We start from the raw sequence: 20213 nt of genomic DNA on the forward strand, positions 1-20213 counted from the left end.
ACGCCTCGGCAGGGCTGCCCCCGGGACTCCACCCCGCTCATCGACGGGCCGGCGGCGGGCCCGCTCGTGCCGTACGGCAAAAACTACGCCGCGCCGTTCGCCACCGGTCCCTCCCCTGTGAGGACCGGTGCCGAACGGCGCGGGCGGCGATGATCCGCGCCCCCCGTACCGGCGCGGATCCAGGAAGGGCCGGACCCGTGGTCGACGCGGCAGCAATCCGGCGGGGACCGTTTTCCACAGTTCCCTCGCGTGAGCGCGCCAGGACCCTCACCACCGGCTCGTTACTCCGGCGGAGAATGACCGCGAACGTGCATCAGGAGTGGTCTCCGAGCGCTGGGCCGGTGAGCTGTCCGGGTGGGCCCGGTTGCTGTGCCGCTGCGACGGGATCCTGCCAGCTGGGGGTCCCGAAGAGGAGGTTCCGGTCTCGGGACGACGGTGTCTCCACAGGTCAGCCAGCTAAGGTGAGTTTTCCGGTCCGGATGTCCAAGTGCGGGGGACGTAGGGGGTGGAGCCTTGAGTTCCGACTCAGGGGCACGTACAGCCTTCGCTGAACGTCTCGCGCTGCTGTACAAGGAAGCCGGCAACCCTCCGCTCAAGAAGGTGGCCGAAGCGGTCGTCCGGCTCCAGCGGGTCGACGAACGAGGGCGCCCCGTGCGGGTGTCCGTGCAGCGGATCAGCGACTGGCGACGGGCCAAGAACGTACCCGCTCAGTTCGCCGCGCTCGCCGCGGTGCTGCACATCCTGATCCCGCAGGCACGACGGCTGCGGCCCACGCCGGTGTCCCCGGGGCTGTACGACCTGGCGCAGTGGCAGCGGCTGTGGGAGCGCGCGGTCGCCGGGCCGGTCGGCGACCGTGCCGCGGGACCGGCGCACGAGGAGGAACGCCCTCCGGTCGATGCCGCGGCCGTCCCCGGAGTGTGCCCGTACCGGGGGCTGGCTTCGTATCGTCAGCAGGACGCCGGGTGGTTCTTCGGGCGGGAGCGGAGCACGGAGGCCCTCGTCGCGCAGCTGCGCACGGCGGAGGAGACCGGTGGCCTGGTCATGCTGGTGGGTGCCTCGGGGGCGGGAAAGTCCTCCCTGCTGAACGCCGGGTTGGTGCCCGCGTTGCAGAACGGCGCACCGGGTGACGAGAACAGCCCGAAGCGGGAGGTTCTCCAGTTCGTGCCGGGCGGCGATCCGCTCGCGGAGCTGGCCCGCCGGATCCCCGGGCTGGCCCGGGTCATCTCTGCCGCGGCGGGCTCGGCGGCGACGGAGCCCGGCACTTTGCACTTCGCGCACGCGGTGCGGGAGGCCGCCACGGCATGGGCGGAACGCGAGGCGTCCTCCTCCACCGCCCGTCCGGTCGTGATCGTGGACCAATTCGAGGAGGCCTTCACCCTCTGCTCCGACGAAACGACCACACGCACCTTCATCCAGACCCTCCACGCCCTGTGCACACCCTCCGACTCGGGTGACCCGGCCCCCGTGCTCGTCGTCCTCGGCATACGGGCCGACTTCTACGAGCAGTGCCTCGGGCATCCCGAACTGGCCGACGCGCTCCAGCACCGGCACATGGTGCTCGGGCCGCTGACCACCGCGGAGCTGCGCGAGGCGGTGACCGGCCCGGCCAAGGCCGTGGGCCTGGAACTCGAACCGGGGCTGACGGAACTGATCGTCCGGGAAGTCAGCGCCGACGGCGCCGGCGGGGCGCACGACGCGGGGGTGCTGCCGCTCCTCTCGCACGCCCTGCTCGCCACCTGGCAGCGGCGGAAGGCGGGACGGCTGACGCTGTCCGGCTACCGCGCGGCGGGCGGAATCCAGGGAGCGGTGGCGGCGACCGCCGAGCGGGCCTGGTCCGGCCTCGACCCGACGGCACGTACGGCCGCGCGCCTGCTCCTGCTCAGGCTGGTCCGGCTGGGAGAGGACACCCAGGCCACCCGTAGGCGGGGAAAGCGTCATCAACTGGCGGATGAGTCGACGGACCCGGGCAAGACGGAGGAATCGCTCGAAGCGCTGGTGCACGCCCGGCTGGTGACCCTCGACGCGGAGGCGGTCGAGATCACCCATGAGGCGCTGCTGCACGCCTGGCCGCGCCTGCGCGACTGGATCGACGAGGACCGGAACGGCAATCTGCTGCGTCAGCGGCTGGAGGAGGACGGCCGGGCCTGGGAGGACTCGGACCGCGACACCTCCATGCTCTACCGGGGCTCCCGTCTGGAGCAGGCGCGCACCTGGGCCGACTCCGCCGGCGACACCTTTCTGACCCGCAGCGCGGTGGAATTCCTGGCCGCCTCGGTCCGGCTGCGCAAGCGCACCGTCCTGCTCAGCCGTGGTGCGGTGGCGGCGCTGGTCGTCATGACGCTGCTGGCGGTCGGTTCGGCGGTGATCGCGCGGCAGCAGCGGGACGACACCGTTTTCGAGCAGGTACTCGCCCAGGCCGACCGCGCCCAGTACACGGATCCGTCCCTGTCGGCGCAACTCGATCTGGTGGCACACGGCTTGCGGCCCGACGACGAGGGCACGAACAACCGGTTGATCTCGATGGTGAACGCGCCGCTGGCCACCCCGCTGCTGGGCCACACCGGCGCCGTCTACCTCACCTCGTTCAGCCCGAACGGACGGATCCTGGCCACCGCCAGCTACGACCGGACCGTGCGCCTGTGGGACGTGGCGGACCCGACCCGCCCGAAACCCCTGGGCAAGCCCCTCACCGGCCACGCGAGTTGGGTGAGCACCGCGGTCTTCAGCCCGGACGGCCGCACCCTCGCCAGCGCCGGGGACGACGGCACGGTCCGGCTGTGGGACGTACGGGATCCCCGCCATCCGCACGGGCTCGGGGCGCCGTTGTCCGGTCACAACGGCACGGTCTTCCTGCTCGCCTTCAGCCCCGACGGGCAGACGCTGGCCAGCGCCGACGAGGATCACACCGTGCGCCTGTGGGACGTCCGCGATCCCCGGCGGCCGAAGGCGCTCGGCACCCTGACCGGCCCCACCGCCGCCGTACGCTCGGTGGCCTTCAGCCCCGACGGGCGGACGCTGGCAGCCGGCGGTGACGACAACACGGTCCGGCTGTGGGACATGGCCGACCGGCGGCATCCGAAGCGGATCGGCGGGGGGCTGACCGGGCACACGGACACGGTGCACTCCGTGGCCTTCAGCCCGGACGGCCACACGCTCGCCAGCGGCAGCTCGGACAACACCCTCAGGCTCTGGAACGTGTCCTCCCCCCGTCACGCGGAACCGCTCGGCGCGCCGCTCACCGGGCACACCGGCCCCCTGTGGTCCGTGGCCTTCAGCCCCGACGGCAACATGCTCGCCGCCGGCAGCGCGGACAGCACGGCGAGCCTGTGGAACGTCAGCGATCCGGCGTACCCGTCGCAGGTCGGCGAGCCGCTCGCGGGCAGCAGCGGTGAGATGTACGCGGTGGGTTTCAGCCCCGACGGGCGGACCCTGGCCACGGGGAGCGGCGACAGCAAGGTCCGCCTCTGGTCGATTCCGACGTCGAACATGGTCGGCCGGATCGGAGCGTTCCGCCCGGACGGGCAGGTGCTCGCCACGGGCGCCCGCGACAGAAGGGTGCGGCTGTGGAACGTGCAGCGTCCCCACCGCCCCGTGGTGCTGGGCAAGCCGTTCGTGCCCGGCAAGGGCGATGTACGTTCTCTGGCGTTCTTCCCCGACGGCCGCACCCTCGCGGTGCTGATGGGAAGCCAGGCCGTTGAGCTGTGGAACGTCACCGACCCGGCACATCCGGTCCGCTACGGGAAGCCCGCCACGCTGCGGACCCGCTTCGTGGGCCCGGACGCGCTGGCCATCAGCCCTGACGGGCGCACGCTGGCGACCGCGTACGAGGACCACACCATCCAGCTGTGGGACGTCAGCGCCCCGTCCCGCGTCCGTCCGCTCGGCGGGCCGCTCACCGGGCACAAGGGGTACGTCAACTCCCTCGTCTTCAGCCCGGACGGGCGCACGCTCGCCAGCGGCAGCGCGGACGACACCGTCCGGCTCTGGAACACCACCGACCCCCGTCATGCCGTCCTCTACGGCGCGCCGCTCACCGGGCACCTGGGCCCCGTGAACGCGCTCGCCTACAGCCCGGACGGCCATACGCTGGCCAGTGGCAGCGACGACGACACCGTCCGGCTCTGGAACACCACCGACCCCCGTAGGGCGACCCGGCTGGGTTCCCCGCTCATGGGCCACACCGAAGCGGTGGTGTCGCTGACGTTCAGCAAGGGCGGCCACACCCTGGCGAGTGGCGGGAACGACAACACGGTCCGGTTCTGGGACGTCACACCACCGTCGGGGGCCACTCCCATCGGACAATCGACGAGCCCCAACGCCAAGACCGGCAATTTCCTGTCGTTCAGCCCGCAAAGCCGCATGCTCGGGGTGTCGAGCGGCGCCGGAACCGTCCGGCTGTGGAACCTGGACGCCGACAAGGCCATTCTTCGCATTTGCTCGACCACCCGGGGCGTGCTGACACCGGAGAAATGGCGCGAGTATCTGCCCCATCTCGCGTACGCGCCCCCGTGTGACAAGTAACGGAGCCGGGCCCCTGTCGAACGGCACGGGCCCGGCGTCGGACGGGGCGTCCCGGCCGACCGCGGCCCTCCGTTTCCCCCTCTGGCGGACCGCGGCACGTGACTCCAACCACAACTCTGCATTCCACTTCAGCAGTTAGCTCCCACCGCGCGGTCAGCCTTGCTACTCTTGGCCATAGCCCGATCGCTGGTGCATCCCCCGTCGCCAGCGATCGGGCGCTTTCATGCCCCGGCCCCATTGCGAGGCGCTTTGGGCGTCGGAAGGGAACCGACCGGAGACCCGAATTCCGGGCAAGGGGCCTCTTGGGTGAAATGGTCACGGGTTCAAATACCGTTACCGCCGCTCAAGAAACAACGGTCAGGCCGCCCGATTTCCCCGCACGGCAAACCGAAGCCGAGGAACTTCCCGGTGTCTCCCGACGCTCCGCCCGCACTCGCCCCGTTGGCTTCCTCTCTTCCCGGCACCCCTGAACCCGCCCGCCATGGCGGCGCGTACACCTCCTCACTCGTCAACACCTCTTGAGGAGTCGTAAGGTGGGGCCGTCCGGCGGGGACGAGCCGGCCAGGGCACCAGGAAATGGAACGGTGAACACCCATGGCAGTGGCGTACGAGCGGATCGCGGAAGAGCTCCGCGCGGCGATCCGTGCGGGTGAGCTGAAGCCCGGGGACAAACTGCCGGCCGAGTCGAAGCTCGCCGAACGGTTCCGGCGCAGCGTGCCGACCATCCGCGAGGCACTCCGCGCCCTCCGGGACGAGGGGCTGATCGAGAAACAGCACGGCCGCGGCAACTTCGTCCGCCGGCCACGCACCCCGGCACGGCGCTCGAACCTCCGCCACCAGTGGGAGAAGGGCCGGGCCCGCGAGCCGCTGGCGGAACGGGCCCAGACCGGCGCCACCGAGCACGACACCGGCCTGACGGTCGACGACCTGGTCTTCCGGGCGTCGTACCGCAAGATCGAGGCGGACCAGGACCTCGCCGAAGCCTTCGGCCTCCCCGAGGGCACCGCCCTCCTCGAACGCACCTACCGCACCCGGTACGCGGCCGAGAACGCGCCCTTCAGTCTGGTGACCTCGTATCTGGTCCACGACCTGATCGCGCGCAACCCCGCTCTTCTGGACGCGTCGAACGAGCCGTGGCCCGGAGGCTCGCAGAGCCAGCTCTACAGCGTCGGCATCGAGCTCGACCGCGTCGAGGAGCGCGTCACCGCCCGGCCGCCGACACCGGAGGAAGCGGCGGAGCTGGAACTTCCGCCCGGCACCTCGGTCCTCGCCCTCCGCAAGACCTCGATCGACATCCACGACCGGGTCGTCGACGTCTCTGACGTCGTCCTGCCCGGCGACCGCACGGAACTGCTGTTCACCACTCCCCTGGAAAGGTGGTGAGTGCCGTGCGCCGGCGCATCATCATCGTCACCGCCGTCCATCCGCCCTCGGCACACTTCCTGCCGGACGCCTACCGGTCGCTCTGCCAACAGGAGCTCCCCGAAGGGTGGGAATGGCACTGGGTCATCCAGGAGGACGGCACGAGCGACGCGGTCGCCCCCCATGTCCCCGACGACGCGCGGGTGACGTTCCGGCAGGGGCGGGCCGGCGGCCCCGGCGTCGCCCGCACCATCGCCCTCGCGCACGCCGAGGGCGAGTACCTCAAGGTCCTGGACGCCGACGACCAGTTGGCACCCGGCGCGCTGGCCCGTGACCTGGCCGCCCTGGAAGGCGACCCCAGCCTCGGCTGGGCGACCTCCCGCGTCCTCGATCTGCTGCCCGACGGCTCCACCGCGGGCTTCCCCGGCGACCCCGAGCCCGGCCCGATCGAGCGCGGAGCCGTGCTCGAATACTGGAAGGCGAACGGCTTCCGCGCCCAGGTCCATCCCGCGACCCTCTTCATGCGCCGCGACCTGGTGCTCGCCCTCGGCGGCTGGATGGCCCTGCCGGCCTCGGAGGACACCGGCCTGCTGCTCGCCCTCAACGCCACGAGCCGCGGCTGGTTCTCCTCCGAGGTGGGCCTCCACTACCGGAAGTGGCCCGGCCAGGCGACCAGCCAGCCCTCCCACACCGAGACCGCCGAACGCGAAGCCCGCATGGCGGTCGTGGAGGCCAGAGCACGGGAGCTGGGGCGGTTGAACTGGGGGTATTGGGGGGTGGGTTGAGGGGGCTGTGGCTGGCTGACCGGCACTGTCGGGCTATGGGGGGAACGGCGCTGCTGGACATCCCCTCCCCGGCCTGCCTCGACGTGCAGTTCGTCCCATGAGCGCACGGGCCGGGACGGCTGCCCCGAGGGGCGCCGCCCGTCACAGCCCCTCAGGGCAACGTTTCCGCATCAACCCGCGAAAAGATCAGATCGCTCTCCTCGGTCACCGGGTGCCGCCACCGCGCTGCCACGCCCCCTGAGCGGCGCATCGCCACCGGGTAGCTGCCCGGGTCATAGCTGTTGGGGAGGCGATAGGCGTGAAACCCGTGCTCCCGCATCGTTTTGAGCAGGTCATCGGGGGACTCCCCCAGCGCTGCCATCCGTTCAGGGGTCACTTCGACGGTGATCTCCGCGTCCGGCCGGAGGGTGTCGAGCAGGGGGGCCAAGCCGCGGATCACGCCGCCCTCAGCTCCCTCTACATCGATTTTGATCACACGGGCGGACGCGACCTCGTCCGGGTCGAGAAGCTCGGGGAGCGGGCGGGCCTCGATCTCGCGGATGTCCTCCGCGGGGCCCCCGTACGGGACGATGCTGGCCGCCCCCATGTTGTGGGAGCTCGCGAGGATGAGGGTCACCGTCTTCCGCTCGTCGGCGACAGCGGTGTTGACGGCGCGTATGTGGTGGCAGTCGTTGAGCTCGGCATGCTGGAGGATTCTGGCGTGGAACGTCGGCGAGGCCTCGATCGCCACCACCCGGCCCTGCTCGCCGACGAGTTGTGCGGCGAGCAGACTGAAGTAGCCGACATTGGCGCCGACGTCGACATAGGTGTCCCCGGGGCGGAGCCGGCGCTTCAGCCAGTGCGTCATATGCGGCTCCCACAGGCCGAACATATACACGAAGCGCTGGATCAGATCCTGGGTGTCCACGGCCATCGCGGCGCCGAATCGGGTGCGGACGACCCTCTGGCGGGGGTGGTCCCGTAACCACGGATTGAGGCAGCGCGTGGCGAGTGCCGATTTGCCCAGCGATCCGGGGGTGTCCCTCAGATATCCGCGTCCGAGAGTGATCAGGGTCTCCCTCAGGGGGTCCCTCAGGGTGGTGCTCATCCGTTCGCCCTTCCGCCGGCTTCGCTCGGCGCCGTGGTGCGCCGCTGCCTCCATACGGCCCTTATCTCCGCGACAACGTCGCCTACTCCGCGAACGAGGGAATCGGACACCGCTCTGGTCTGTTGTGGCCCGGCATGCCACCCTGCGCGACACCCGCGGCGTGGCCTTGGCACACGCGGTGCCCGGGCCCGGCAAGGGATACCCAGTGAACGGCAGCACTGTCGCTCTGACAGACAAGGAGACGGCAATGAGCGAGTCCCATGGAGACGCGTCGCCACAAGGCGCCTTACAGGACCGAGCCACCCTGAGCCACGGAACAGCGGTGACAAGCACCGAAGAAGCGCTCAGAAAGCGGCACACCGCACGTGCGCGCAGCGCCTCCGGCCGCACCAGGGCCGCCTGCCGCGCCGCCGGCGTCGAAGCGGACCCGGCGGCCGTGATCGCCGTACCCACGGAGGCGGCAGCGAAGGCCGCCAATGCCCTGCGCCTGTCCGCCGACGCGCTCGCCGCGCTGGCCAAGGGAGCCCCGGACCCCGCGGCCGACGCCCGTCAGGCCCGGAACGCCGCCGCTGCCTCCGTCCTCGCCGCCCGGATCGCGCAGTCCCACGGCGCCGGCGCACTCGCCGATGCCGCCTACCACGCCGCCCTCAAGGCCTCGCAAGCTGCCGGTATGGCCGCGGGGAGGGAGGGCATGGGCAGGAGCGAGGTGCTGAACGCCGAGGCGGAGGCGGCCGAGGCAGCCGCCGTCGCCGCTGCCGAGGCCGCGGGCTGGAGGTAGCCCGCACCGGCCTGTCCGGCACCGCCGGCCACGACATGGACGGTGCCGGACAGGACCCGTGGGCGTGCCACAGCCGTTCCGCCCGATCGAACAGGCCGGTCTCCGGGGCGCAGCCGCTCAGCCCTGATCGAAGGGCAGATCCAGCATCCGGATGGCATTGCCGCGCAGCAGCTTGTACGTCACCTCGTCGGACAGGCCCGCCACATGTTCGGCCGCCACCTGCTTCGTGTGCGGCCAGGTCGAGTCGACATGCGGGTAGTCGGTCTCGAAGGTGGCGTTGTCCACGCCCACGGTCTCGATCGAGTCGACGCCGTGCTTGTCGCGGAAGAAGCAGCAGAAGATCTGCCGGTAGTAGTACGTGGACGGCGGCTCGGGGATCAGGTCCTTCACCCCGCCCCACGCCCGGTGCTCCTCCCAGACGTCGTCGGCGCGCTCCAGGGCGTACGGGATCCACCCCATCTGGCCCTCGCTGTAGGCGAGTTTGAGCCGCGGGAACTTCACGAGGACGCCGCTGAACAGGAAGTCCATCATCGACGCCATCGCGTTGTTGAAGCTCAGGGAGGCCTGCACGGCGGGCGGTGCGTCCGGTGACGCCGCGGGCATCTGTGACGACGAGCCGATGTGCATGTTCACGACCGTGCCCGTCTCCTCGCACGCGGCGAAGAACGGGTCCCAGTAGCCGGAGTGGATCGACGGCAGCCCCAGGTACGTAGGAATCTCGCTGAAGGTCACCGCCCGCACCCCGCGCGCGGCATTGCGCCGGATCTCGGCGACCGCCAGATCGATGTCCCACAGCGGGATGAGGCACAGCGGGATCAGCCGGCCGCCGCTGTCCCCGCACCACTCCTCCACCATCCAGTCGTTGTACGCCCGCACGCAGGCCAGCCCGACCTCCTTGTCCTCGGCCTCGGCGAAGGTCTGCCCGCAGAAGCGCGGGAACGTGGGGAAGCAGAGCGACGCCTCGACGTGGTTGAGGTCCATGTCCGCCAGCCGGGCCTTGGGGTCCCAGCATCCGCGCCGCATCTGCTCCCGGGTGATCCCGTCCAGCGTCATCTCGTCGCGGGAGAAGCCCACGGCCGCGATGATGCGCTTGTACGGGAAGATCAGTCCCTCGTACTCCCACCAGTCCGTGATCTGGCCCTCGGGGTCCGTCGTGAACCGGTACTTTCCCCCGACGTACGCCAGCTCGCCGATGCCGGCGGTGAAGGGCTTCGGGCCCTTGTCCTGGTACTTCTTCGGAAGCCAGGTGCTGAAGAGGTGCGCGGGCTCGATCACGTGATCATCCACGCTGATGACCCTGGGAAGCTCCGCCGTGCCGCTCTGGTTGCTGATCACGCTGTACCCCCAACTGCCGGCCGGATGGTCACGCCGCCGGAAACCCGATATCTGACGACCCATCAGTTCGGAGGTTATGGGCTCACCCTTCCGACGACAAGGCGAGACCGGGAACTCCACCCCTTGCGGTATCGCCCGGTGTCCGCTGAACTGACGCATCGTCAGTTCTGGGTGCGCAGTCGAGGGGGCAGCATGCAAACGATCTGGCTCAGCGGCGCCGAGTGGTTCGCCGTCCTCCGCATCGGCCTCGGCCTGTGGTGGCTGGAGAGCTGGCGCCACAAGGACAAGAAGACCTGGTTCACCGGCGGCGGTATCACCTGGGCCGCCGGCATCGCCGCCGACCACCGATGGCCCGTGATCCGCAAGAGCTTCGACCGCCTGGTGAAGCCCCACCCCCGCCTGATGGCCTACATCGTCGCCTATGCGGAACTGGCCCTCGGCCTCGGCCTGATCGCCGGTTTCCTGACCCCGGTGGCCCTGGTCGCCGGCGCCCTCCTCAACCTGATCTACCTCGCCCTGATGATCCACGACTGGGCGGAGCAGGGCCAGAACCTGATGATGCTCCTGATCTCCCTCACCGCCCTCCTCGCCATGAGCTGGCAGACTTGGTCGGTCGATGGGGGCTGGGGGTTGTTTCTGTAGGCGGGGCCTCGGAGACCCCCGGCGACATTGAGCTGACCGCCCGCCCCCACTTGTATGATCGCCAGGCTTTTTCACAAGTGCGTGTACCGGGGGGCGCATGGATGCCGGTGAGCAGTGGGTGACGATTGCTGCGGTGTTGCTGGGGTCGGTCTCCACGCATCTGACCAACTACGCGATGGAACGCCAGCGCAAGAAGCACGAGTTGGTGACGCGCTGGGACAGCAAGAAACTCGATGCGTACGAGGGGTACGTCGACAGTGTGCGGTCGTGCATCTTCCTGGCCGTGCAGCTCTATGAGCACCGGGAAGGGCTGCGGACCGGTGAGATGAGCGAGCCGGAGATGCTGGCGGAGATGTCGGCGGCGGGACGGTTACGGGGGCGGGCCTTCGAGCGGATCATGCTGCTCGGCGGAGATGATGTCGTCGAGGCCGCGCACGATCTCAACGCCCTCGCGCTCAAGGTCGACTGGCAGGCGAACGGCAGGATCGGCGGCACCTTGGAGGAGTGGCGGGAACGCCATCGCGCCGTGTTCCGGGGCATCAACGACTTTCATGAGGCGGCCCGTTCGGACCTGGGCGTCGACGGTGGCGTCACGGGCGAGAAGCACCCCGAGCGCGATCTCCTGCTTCCACCGGCTCAGCGCGAGGCGGGTAGGGGGTCGTAGGGCGAGGGGCCGTAGGACGGGCGTTGGGGCCGGGGCGTCGTAGAGCCGGGCGCTCCGTGTCGCCCACCCGGGCAGCGAGGGTGCCCGGGTGGGCGGATGGCGTCAGCCCTTCTCCCCCACAGTCACCGGCCGGTCGCTGTTCAGCTCGGTGAAGAGTTTTTTGGCCTGGCGGGTGTTCCACTGCACGGCGCTGCCCTTGGGGGTCTGGAGGGCGAGGTTCGAGACGGGGACGTTGAGCCGCTTGCCGTCGCCCTCGGTGACCGCCTTCATCGCCTTGAAGAGCGAGGTGAGGTTCGGCAGGCCGGTGTCCTCGTCGACGATGAGGGTGCCGAGGCCCGCGCTCATGGTCGGGTAGACCGTGGAGGGGTCCAGCAGGACGCCGGGGGTGGCGGCCTTGCGGGCGAGGGCGGCCAGGAACTTCTGCTGGTTCTGGCTGCGGCCCAGGTCGCCCTTGGCCTCCTGGTGGCGCTGGCGGACGAAGGCGAGCGCCGTACGGCCGTCGAGCGTGTGGCAGCCCTTCTTCAGGTCCGCGCCCGACTTCTCGTCCTTGATGTCCCGGTCCAGGCACATCGGGACGCCGCCGACCGCGTTCACGATGCCGACGAAGCCGGCGAAGCCGATCTCCGTGTAGTGGTCGATGTGCACGCCCGTGTTGTGCTCGATGGTCCGGACCAGCAGGTCGGGGCCGCCGAACGAGAACGCCGCGTTGAGCTTGTTCTTCGACGCGCGGTAGTGCTTGCCGGTCTCGGGGCGGATGTGTGAGGGGATGGTCACCCATGAGTCACGCGGCAGGCTCACCATCGTCGTGCCGTGGGCGCCGGTGTGCAGCAGGATCATCGAGTCGGTGCGCCGGCCCGCGTCGGCCGAACCGCCGGTGTGCAGGTCCTTCCTGGCGCGTTCGGAGAGGCCCACCCGGCTGTCGGAGCCCACGATCAGATAGTTGGTCCCCTGGCCCTGCGCCGGGCGGTCCTCGATCTTGCTGAGGTCGACCTCGCGGTGGAGTTCGGTGTCGGCCCAGACGTAGGTGCCCACGGAGCCGAGGGCCAGCACGGTGGACAGGACGATCAGCGCCCGGGTGATCCGGCGGCGCCGGCTGGGCGGGCTCGGGGCGCGTCGGCCCCGGCCGGTGTTGCCGCCCCCCGGGCCCCCGGTGCGGACCGCGGGCCGCCCGTTGCCGGTGTGGCCGTTGTCGAGGTGTCCGTTGATGAGGTGGCCGTTGCCGATGTGACCGTTGGTGAGGTGGCCGTTGCCGATGTGACCGTTGGTGAGGTGGCCGTTTGAGTGGGGTGGGGGCACCGGGACCTGTGGGCCCGTGTCGTACCCGTAGGGGTTGGGTGGCGGTGCCGGGTGTATCTGAGGCGCATGGTCGCCCGGGCGCCATATCTGCCCGGTGCTGATGTGCTCCTGCGCTTGGCCGTCGCGCCAGTTCCCGTCGAGCGGCCCCTCCAGCCAATCATTCATGCGCGGCAGTCTCCATGCTCGTCGGTTCTCCACCAAATAGTGTGCGGATCTGCACAAGCGAATGCGGTGAACGCGGTGAATGTGCGGTCCGGCGGCGGGGTACGGGGCCACGGCCGGGCTCGCGGGCGCAGGCACGGCGGCGGGCGGGGAGCGCCCGGCCGCGCCGCGCGGGGTGTCCGTCCGGTCCGTAGCCGGGCGGACACCCTGGGGCCACACTTCCGACGGTCATCGCGACGGCAAACTCTCGTACGCGACCGGCTGGCCGAGCTCCGGCTGACCGATGTGCTGCGCGGCGGTGCCGGAGCGGTGCATACGCTGCCACTTCAGCCGGGTGCCGAGCAGGAAGGCCACCACGGACTGGATGACCACCAGGTACATCAGCTGCCGGTAGACGAAGAGCTGGAGCGGCATCGCCCACAGCGTCCGCACCGGCTCGCCGTCGAGCCGCAGGGCGTAGCCGGCGCAGGCCAGTTGGAGCGCGAGGAAGCCGACCCACACCCCGGCCGAGAGCACCGGACCGCGGAAGAGCGCCCCGTAGAGGGCGAAGACGTCGACGATCGGCGCGAGCAGCGGCAGGGCGACCTGGAAGAGGGTGAGGTAGCTCAGTCCGCGGCGTCCGAAGCGGCCGGCCGGGCCCACTTCGATGACGGCACGGCGGTGCTTCCACATGGCCTGGAGCGTGCCGTAGCACCAGCGGTACCGCTGCCGCCACAACTGGCTCAGCGAGGTGGGCACTTCGGTCCAGGCGATCGCGGTCTCCTCGTAGACCACCCGCCATCCCGCCTGCCACAGGGCCATGGTCAGGTCGGTGTCCTCGGCGAGGGTGTCCTCGCTGACCCCGCCGACGCCCATCAGTGCGTCCCGGCGGAAGGCGCCGATGGCGCCGGGGACCGTCGGCATGCACTCCAGGACCTCGAACATCCGCCGGTCGAGGTTGAACCCGAAGACGTACTCCAGGTGCTGCCATCTGCCGAGCAGGCGGCGCCGGTTGCCGACCTTGGTGTTGCCGCTGACCGCGCCCACGGCCGGGTGGGCGAGCGGCTGGATGAGCCGGTAGATGGCGTCCGGCTCGAAGACGGTATCGGCGTCGACCATGACGACGATGTCGCATCGCGCGTGGGCCAGACCGGTGTTGAGGGCGGCCGCCTTGCCCGAGTTGGGCTGGCGGATCACCTCCACACGGGGGTCGTCGATCCAGGTGGCGATGTCCGCGGTGTCGTCCGTCGACCCGTCGTCGATCACGATGATCTGTAGTTGCGGATGGGTGGAGGCGAGCAGCGAACGGACGGTGGACTCGATGCCGGCCGCTTCGTTGTAGGCGGGGACCAGGACCGTCACCGGGTCGGTGATCTCGCGTAGCCAGGGGGAACCCGGCCGGAAGCGCTCCAGCCGCCGGACATGGGCGCGGGCGAAGAAGACGAGGGAGGCCAGCCGCAGGACGCCCAGGGCACCGGCGATGCCCAGCACCCAGGTCATCCCCTGCACGAAGGCGTACCCGAGGGCTTTGATCCAGACCAGGGCCGTGCCCAGCCATCGCTCCGGGGCGGGGGCCGGGGTGTCGGCCGGGGGCAGTCCGGCCCCGAACGTCACCGTGGTGAATTTGTCGACTTTGCGATTGTTGAGCAGTTTTTCGGTGTCGTGGTAGGCGACATCGTTGTGACTGAACTGCCGGACCACGCCCTGTGACGGCTTACGGAACCACCGGTCGGCGGCGACCAGCGTGTAGCCGTCCGCGGCGGCCTTCTGGGCGGCCTTCCACTCCGGACCGCACATGGTGTCCACCGCGGTGGTCTGCGGCAGCCGCAGCAGGTCGGTGTGGATGCCCGCGGTGCCCGCCAGCGCCTTCTGCGTCAGCGCCAGCTCCAGCTGGGCACGGACGGGCGAGGCCGCGCCCATGACCGCGCCGGTGTAGGTGTTCGACCCGATCTCATGCCCCTCGGCCTTGATGCGGCGCACCAGGTCCGGGTACTGAGCGGCCTTCGCTCCCTGCACGAAGAACGTGGCGTGCGCATGATGCTTGCGCAGCAGATCGAGCAGGCGTGGCGTCCATACGGGGTCGGGCCCCCCGTCGTAGGTGAGGGCCACGTTGCGGCGGGGCATCCCGGCGGACTTCACCTTGCCACCGTCGAGGCGCACCACCGGACCGCCCTTGTCCACCGCGCTCGGCACCGGCGTGGTGCAGTCGCTCCGGGTCTTCGCGGCGTCGACCTCGTGGGCGGTCCAGCCCTCGAAGAGCAGAGCGCCGAAGACGAGGGGGAGGACGAGCATCAGCAGCAGCCAGTGCCCCCGGGGATCACGGGACTGCGCGTGCCGGCCACCGTTCGTGCGGCGCCTCACGTCGCTCCCGCGGTGACCTCGGTCACGGTGGGGGCGGGGTGTCTTCGGACGGGGCCGCCGGCGGCTGCCGCCGGAGCGCCCGCGGCGCGGGTGAGGAACGTCGGGACGTCGCCGGCGGCCGCGGCGGTCGCCCGGCGGGGGGCGCCTCCGGCGGCGGCGACCGACTTCCGCAGCACGTTTCCGTGCCGGGCGGAAGCGTCGGCACATGACTGGGGAAGACGTATTTTCTGCCGTTTTGCGTTCCGGCTGGCCTCACACATGGTCGGCGAGTGTACTCACTGCGAAGATCGGGTAACGGTCTCCGCCCAAGACCCCTTGCCGCGGTGACAAGCCTCCGAGCCGGCGTCCCGGCGTTCGCACCCGCGCGACATTTGACCAGGTCAGACGGATTTTTCCAGTGACCTTTGCCCGGTATTGCGACCTCTGCAACGCGACGTCCCGCCCCCGCCGTCTGAGAGTGTTGTAACACCCGACCCCACCGGGAGCCGCCCCGGCCGGTGACTGAAAACACCCTTACCCCCCGGCTGCGTCCGACCTAGCTTTGACTGCGTGACCGGATTCGAAATCTGGTCATGGAGCCGGAGGGGGGCCACGGCATGGAACGAGCGCAGCGCGCTGACCGCATCCTGGACGCGGCGGGTGAGTTGCTGCTCGCCTGGGGCTACCGGCGGGTGACGATCGATGAGATCGCCCGCCGCGCCAACGTCGGCAAGGGCACGGTCTATCTGCACTGGAAGACCAAGGACTCACTGCTCCTCGCCGTGATGCTGAAGGCCCAATCCCGAATGCACCAGCGGCAGTTGGAGCGGCTACGGGCGGATCCGCTGGAGATTCTGCCGAGCCGGATGATGAGCCGGCTCTTCCTCGAATTCCAGGCCGAACCGGTATTGCGCGCGGCCTACAGTGACAACGGCGATATCCTCGGCCGGCTCAACGAGACCGCCAAGCAGGAGTTCGCGGATCTGATCGTCGCGGGCGACCGGAATCTGCGTCAGCATCTCGAAGTGCTCCGCGAGCACGGCCTGGTGCGCCGCGACACCGACGTACAACACCAGCAATACGCCTTGTTGGCGACATGCAGCGGATTCTTCATGTCCGAGGCGTTGCTCATCGACCGTGCCCCGGACGGCCTGGAGGTACGCGCCGGCATCCTCGCCCACACCGTCCGAAGCGCGCTGGAGGTGCCGGCCGACGCCGGCCCGCATCCCGGCTCCGACCTGGGCTCCGGCTCCGGGCCGGACGCCGCTTCGGCCCGACTGCGCGCCGCCGCGACCGCGGCCGCTCCCGAGATCATCGCCCGCTACGAGCGTTTCGCCGAACTCTGCGCACAGGAGATGCGCCGGCAGATACGTGACTGAGACCGCCGCGGATTTTCCGCGGGGGCGGATTCTCCCGGTGGATTCGAACAGAGATTCCTCTCCCTTCGGATGCGGGCAGGGCTCCCTACGAGGGGCGGCACGCGACCGGCCGCCCGCCGCCGACTCCACGAAGCGGAATCCACCCGGCTGACTCCGCCCGGCGGAATATCCGGCCACGACTGCCCACGCGCGTTCCCCGAAGGAAAAGAGCCACGTCCCAGCCCTGGCCCGGCCGGGCCCCACCCGGGCCCGCGGGCCCGACTCCCAACCCGGAGGAGATCGAAAGATGTCGGCATTATCCAGCTCCCCGCTCGCCGCACACGTCGGGAAGCACCCTGGCGAGCCGAATGTGATGGACCCGGCGCTGATCACCGACCCGTTCGGCGGCTACGGCGCACTGCGTGAGCAAGGCCCGGTCGTACGGGGCCGGTTCATGGACGACTCGCCCGTCTGGCTCGTGACGCGCTTCGAAGAGGTCCGCCAAGTCCTGCGCGATCAGCGGTTCGTGAACAATCCGGCCGCACCGTCCCTGGGCCGCTCGATCGACGAGAGCCCCGCGGTCAGGCTGCTGGAGATGCTGGGGTTGCCCGACCATTTCCGGCCGTATCTGCTGGGATCGATCCTCAACTACGACGCTCCCGACCACACCCGGCTGCGCCGGCTGGTCTCGCGCGCCTTCACGGCACGCAAGATCACCGACCTGCGGCCGCGGGTCGAGCAGATCACCGACGAGCTGCTGGCCCGGCTTCCCGAGCACGCCGAGGACGGTGTGGTCGACCTCATCCAGCACTTCGCCTACCCCCTGCCGATCACCGTGATCTGCGAACTGGTCGGCATAGCCGAAGCGGATCGTCCGCAATGGCGGAAGTGGGGTGCCGACCTCGTTTCGCTGGAGCCGGAGCGGCTGAGCACCGCGTTCCCGGCGATGATCGAGCACATCCATGAGCTGATCCGCGAGCGGCGCGACGCACTCACCGACGATCTGCTCAGTGAGCTGATCCGTACCCATGACGACGACGGCGGCCGGCTCAGCGACATCGAGATGGTCACCATGGTCCTCACCATCGTCCTGGCGGGCCACGAGACCACCGCACACCTCATAGGCAACGGCACGGCGGCGCTGCTCACCCACCCCGACCAGCTGCGCCTGCTCAAGGACGACCCGGCGCTGCTTCCGCGCGCCGTCCACGAGCTGATGCGCTGGTGCGGGCCGGTGCACATGACCCAGCTGCGGTTCGCCTCCGAGGACGTCGAGGTCGCCGGGACGACGATCCGCAAGGGCGACGCCGTACAAATGATCCTGGTATCGGCGAACTTCGATCCCCGCCACTACACCGACCCCGACCGTCTCGACCTGACCCGTCATCCCGCCGGCCACGCCGAGAACCATGTGGGGTTCGGCCACGGGATGCACTACTGCCTGGGCGCCACCCTCGCCAAACAGGAGGGCGAGGTCGCGCTCTCCCGGCTCTTCACGCACTACCCGGAGCTGTCGCTGGGCGTCGCGGCGGAACAGCTGGAGCGGACGCAGGTGCCCGGCAGCTGGCGGCTGGACCGCCTGCCGCTGCGACTGGGGTGACCGTCCCGTACGGCTGGCACGCGGCCACCGTCGCCGGACGGTCGCCGACGCCACAAGGGCCCCGTGCGGGCGAGTTCTCCGCACGGGGCCCTCTCCGCCGCCGCTATTTCCCGTCGTCCACCGACGCCCGCCAGGTGACCCGCTCCGCGCCCTCCCCTTCACCGTCGAAGACGACGGCGGCCGGGGCATCGCCCTTCGGCAGCAGATGGATGGAGCATTCGGTGACGGTGCCGCCCGGCTTGACCATCTTGTGCGGAACGGCGTCGGGGCACCGGCCGACCCCCGGGCCGCCGATGTCGATCAGCGTCAGCTTCTGCACGGTCTGACCGCCCGTGGTCCGCAACGTCACCCCGTCGCTCATGCTGGGCAGCAGGTCATACGTACCGCTGTTCCGGTACTGCATCGTCACGTAATACGGGATCAGCTTCTTCTCGTCCGCATCCAGGTCGAAGCGGCTCAGGTCGGCGAGGGAGCCGGTGCGCACGCCCTTCGGTGTGATGCGCAGCGGGACGGGGCGGCTGTGGGCGTCCTCCGTGCTGCCGTCGGCGGTCTTGCCCGCGGGCAGCACTCCGGCGGACGCACCGCCCTTGCCGCCGCCGACCTGCCAGATCAGGGTGTCACCGCCGTCGTCCTTGTACGAGACGGTCGCCGGCCGCTGGTCCTTGGGCAGCATGAAGATCTGGCAGATCGCCGCGGTGGCACCGGCCGCCAGTGCTGCCTCGCCGCTCTCGCGGCACTCCGGGGGCTCGCCCGAGCCGGTGGCCATCGGGTTGCTCCTGAACAGCGAGACCTGCTCGGCGGCCTGCCCGTCCGCCCCGTTGACGGAGAAGTTCCGCGCCGGGTCCACATCGCGCACCGTCTTCTTGCCGGTGTTGGTGTAGGAGAAGGTGAGGTAGTACGGCACCATCCCCTTGAGGTCGTCGTCCAGTTGGATGTGCACCAGGTCGGAGTCCGAGCCGCGGGCCAGCCGGGTGGGCGTGATCCGCAGCTGGTGCGCCTTGTCGTCGGAGTCGGTCCAGGTGGCCGGGCGCGGTGTGGCCTTCATCGGCAGCGGCTCGGCGGGCGTGACGGCTTCCGGGGCCCCCGGCCGGGCCTTGCCGGCTCCGGGACCGCCGGCGCACCCCGCGGTCAGCAGCATGAGCGCGCTGACACCGACCGCGCCGGCGATACGTATGGGCATGAGCATGGGCCTGCGCACGGTGAATCCCCCGTTGATGTGTGCCGCGTGGCGTCCCACCACACGACCGTCGTGTGGTGCCGCACCCCACGACCGTTGTCACGTCACTCGACGCCCGAACTTAGCCGCCCGGGCACGGTCGGCCGGCAGCGGCCCCTGGGCCGTCGGGCACGCGAGCCGGGCGTACGGCTGGGCCGGGCATACGGACGGGCGGCATACGGCCGGGCCGGGGCGGGATTGCCGGCCGCCGGTCCGACCGTCCTCAACTCGGGCGGCCGGCCCGCAGCGAGTACATGAGAGGGATGCGGGGGCGGTCGGCGGCGAAACGGTGGTAGCCGTCGTCGTGACGGCTCAGTGCGGTGAAGCGCTGGAACATCGTCTTGTCGTGCTCGTGCAGGAAGTCGATGCGCAGGCCGGTGGCGGCCAGGGCGGAGACGACATCGCCGAGCGGATGCTGCCATTCGACGCTGCGGTTGTTGACCGTCGGCGCGCCGAAGTCCGTGTAGGTGCCGGGGGCTTCGTCCACCCAGGCGTCGCGGCTGAAGTAGTCGTGGACGATGCGCGAGCCGGTCTCGTCGTCCAGGGCGTCGCAGAGCGGGTGGAATTCGGCGAGGTAGAGGAAGCCGCCGGGGGCGACGAGGGAGGCGGCGGTGTCGGCCCAGCGTTCCAGGTCCGGGAGCCAGTTCAGGGCGCCGATGCCGGTGTAGACGATGTCGTACGCGGCGTCGGGGACGGCTTCGGCGGCGTCATAGACATCGGCGGCGACGAACGCCGCACGGTCCGGGCCGTAGCCGAGCTCGGCGGCGAGGGCGCGGGCGGTGTCGATGGCCGCTTCGGAGAAGTCCAGGCCGACGACGCGGGCCGCGCCACGGTGGGCCCAGGAGAGGGTGTCCTGGCCGAAGTGGCACTGGAGGTGGAGGAGGGACCGGCCGGTGACATCGCCGACCTCCGCGACCTCGAAGTCACGGAGCACGTCCCGGACCCGGCGGAACCTGTCCTGGTCGTAATAATCACTCGCAGTGTGGATGGCGACGCGCTCGTCCCACCTCGCACGATTCGCCTCCCGCCAGTCCTCGGCACCCGTAATTCTGCGCATTCGGCGAAGTTATCCACAGCCTTGCGACCCT

General features: G+C 70.3%; 14 protein-coding genes. 8 read left to right on the top strand and 6 right to left on the bottom strand.

Annotated elements, in window-relative coordinates; genetic code table 11:
• Positions 1-513 precede the first annotated feature (513 nt).
• From TU31_RS06435 to TU31_RS06445, 3 genes are all read left to right on the top strand, one after another.
• The gene (locus TU31_RS06435; protein ID WP_042150575.1) at positions 514-4521 is read left to right on the top strand and encodes an nSTAND1 domain-containing NTPase; all 4008 of its coding nucleotides are present in this window, start codon (positions 514-516) and stop codon (positions 4519-4521) included.
• 594 nt (positions 4522-5115) lie between these two features.
• Positions 5116-5904: a GntR family transcriptional regulator gene (locus TU31_RS06440; protein ID WP_042150577.1), complete on the top strand. Its 789-nt coding sequence runs from the start codon at positions 5116-5118 to the stop codon at positions 5902-5904.
• A 5-nt stretch (positions 5905-5909) separates the two neighbouring features.
• Entirely contained in the window at positions 5910-6668 is a 759-nt protein-coding gene (locus tag TU31_RS06445; RefSeq protein WP_245698435.1) for a glycosyltransferase family 2 protein, read from the top strand.
• A 151-nt stretch (positions 6669-6819) separates the two neighbouring features.
• On the opposite strand, the gene TU31_RS06450 is transcribed toward TU31_RS06445, so the two are convergent.
• Entirely contained in the window at positions 6820-7755 is a 936-nt protein-coding gene (locus TU31_RS06450) for an FkbM family methyltransferase (RefSeq protein WP_107070641.1), read from the bottom strand.
• Between the two features lie 322 nt (positions 7756-8077).
• On the opposite strand from TU31_RS06450, the gene TU31_RS06455 reads away from it, so the two are divergent.
• A complete protein-coding gene (locus TU31_RS06455) occupies positions 8078-8533 on the top strand; it encodes a hypothetical protein (protein ID WP_042150581.1) in 456 nt (151 codons plus the stop codon).
• Between the two features lie 117 nt (positions 8534-8650).
• On the opposite strand, the gene TU31_RS06460 is transcribed toward TU31_RS06455, so the two are convergent.
• The gene (locus tag TU31_RS06460; RefSeq protein WP_042150584.1) at positions 8651-9868 is read right to left on the bottom strand and encodes an amidohydrolase family protein; all 1218 of its coding nucleotides are present in this window, start codon (positions 9866-9868) and stop codon (positions 8651-8653) included.
• A 192-nt stretch (positions 9869-10060) separates the two neighbouring features.
• On the opposite strand from TU31_RS06460, the gene TU31_RS06465 reads away from it, so the two are divergent.
• Both TU31_RS06465 and TU31_RS06470 read left to right on the top strand, forming a co-directional pair.
• The gene (locus TU31_RS06465; protein ID WP_042150586.1) at positions 10061-10510 is read left to right on the top strand and encodes a DoxX family membrane protein; all 450 of its coding nucleotides are present in this window, start codon (positions 10061-10063) and stop codon (positions 10508-10510) included.
• 97 nt (positions 10511-10607) lie between these two features.
• Positions 10608-11174 (top strand): hypothetical protein, encoded by a 567-nt coding sequence (locus TU31_RS06470; RefSeq protein ID WP_078885584.1) that lies wholly within the window; start codon positions 10608-10610, stop codon positions 11172-11174.
• A gap of 102 nt (positions 11175-11276) precedes the next feature.
• Here TU31_RS06470 and TU31_RS06475 read toward each other — a convergent pair whose 3' ends face one another.
• Complete coding sequence (locus TU31_RS06475) at positions 11277-12635, bottom strand: LCP family protein (protein ID WP_042150588.1); 1359 nt, start codon at positions 12633-12635, stop codon at positions 11277-11279.
• Between the two features lie 225 nt (positions 12636-12860).
• On the bottom strand, positions 12861-14972 hold the full coding sequence (locus TU31_RS06480; protein ID WP_042150592.1) for a bifunctional polysaccharide deacetylase/glycosyltransferase family 2 protein: 2112 nt from the start codon (positions 14970-14972) through the stop codon (positions 12861-12863).
• A 596-nt stretch (positions 14973-15568) separates the two neighbouring features.
• Here TU31_RS06480 and TU31_RS06490 point away from each other — a divergent pair.
• Entirely contained in the window at positions 15569-16330 is a 762-nt protein-coding gene (locus tag TU31_RS06490; RefSeq protein WP_052718860.1) for a TetR/AcrR family transcriptional regulator, read from the top strand.
• Positions 16331-16616: 286 nt separating this feature from the next.
• The gene (locus tag TU31_RS06495) at positions 16617-17909 is read left to right on the top strand and encodes a cytochrome P450 family protein (RefSeq protein WP_042150599.1); all 1293 of its coding nucleotides are present in this window, start codon (positions 16617-16619) and stop codon (positions 17907-17909) included.
• 103 nt (positions 17910-18012) lie between these two features.
• Here TU31_RS06495 and TU31_RS06500 read toward each other — a convergent pair whose 3' ends face one another.
• Positions 18013-19095 carry a hypothetical protein gene (locus TU31_RS06500; RefSeq protein ID WP_042150601.1) on the bottom strand — a complete coding sequence of 361 codons (1083 nt, stop codon included), beginning with the start codon at positions 19093-19095 and terminating at the stop codon, positions 18013-18015.
• A 253-nt stretch (positions 19096-19348) separates the two neighbouring features.
• Positions 19349-20182 (bottom strand): class I SAM-dependent methyltransferase, encoded by an 834-nt coding sequence (locus TU31_RS06505; RefSeq protein WP_042150603.1) that lies wholly within the window; start codon positions 20180-20182, stop codon positions 19349-19351.
• Between the last annotated feature and the right edge of the window lie 31 nt (positions 20183-20213).

This window comes from Streptomyces lydicamycinicus (assembly GCF_000829715.2).
Lineage (GTDB): Bacteria > Actinomycetota > Actinomycetes > Streptomycetales > Streptomycetaceae > Streptomyces > Streptomyces lydicamycinicus.

What these genes read in the sequence shown, in the direction of transcription:
- TU31_RS06440 (WP_042150577.1), top strand. Translation starts at nt 5,116, where the DNA reads ATGGCAGTGGCGTACGAGCGGATCGCGGAAGAGCTCCGCGCGGCGATC.
- TU31_RS06490 (WP_052718860.1), top strand. Translation starts at nt 15,569, where the DNA reads ATGGAACGAGCGCAGCGCGCTGACCGCATCCTGGACGCGGCGGGTGAG.
- TU31_RS06465 (WP_042150586.1), top strand. Translation starts at nt 10,061, where the DNA reads ATGCAAACGATCTGGCTCAGCGGCGCCGAGTGGTTCGCCGTCCTCCGC.
- TU31_RS06450 (WP_107070641.1), bottom strand. Translation starts at nt 7,755, where the DNA reads ATGAGCACCACCCTGAGGGACCCCCTGAGGGAGACCCTGATCACTCTC.
- TU31_RS06495 (WP_042150599.1), top strand. Translation starts at nt 16,617, where the DNA reads ATGTCGGCATTATCCAGCTCCCCGCTCGCCGCACACGTCGGGAAGCAC.
- TU31_RS06505 (WP_042150603.1), bottom strand. Translation starts at nt 20,182, where the DNA reads ATGCGCAGAATTACGGGTGCCGAGGACTGGCGGGAGGCGAATCGTGCG.
- TU31_RS06475 (WP_042150588.1), bottom strand. Translation starts at nt 12,635, where the DNA reads ATGAATGATTGGCTGGAGGGGCCGCTCGACGGGAACTGGCGCGACGGC.
- TU31_RS06500 (WP_042150601.1), bottom strand. Translation starts at nt 19,095, where the DNA reads ATGCTCATGCCCATACGTATCGCCGGCGCGGTCGGTGTCAGCGCGCTC.
- TU31_RS06470 (WP_078885584.1), top strand. Translation starts at nt 10,608, where the DNA reads ATGGATGCCGGTGAGCAGTGGGTGACGATTGCTGCGGTGTTGCTGGGG.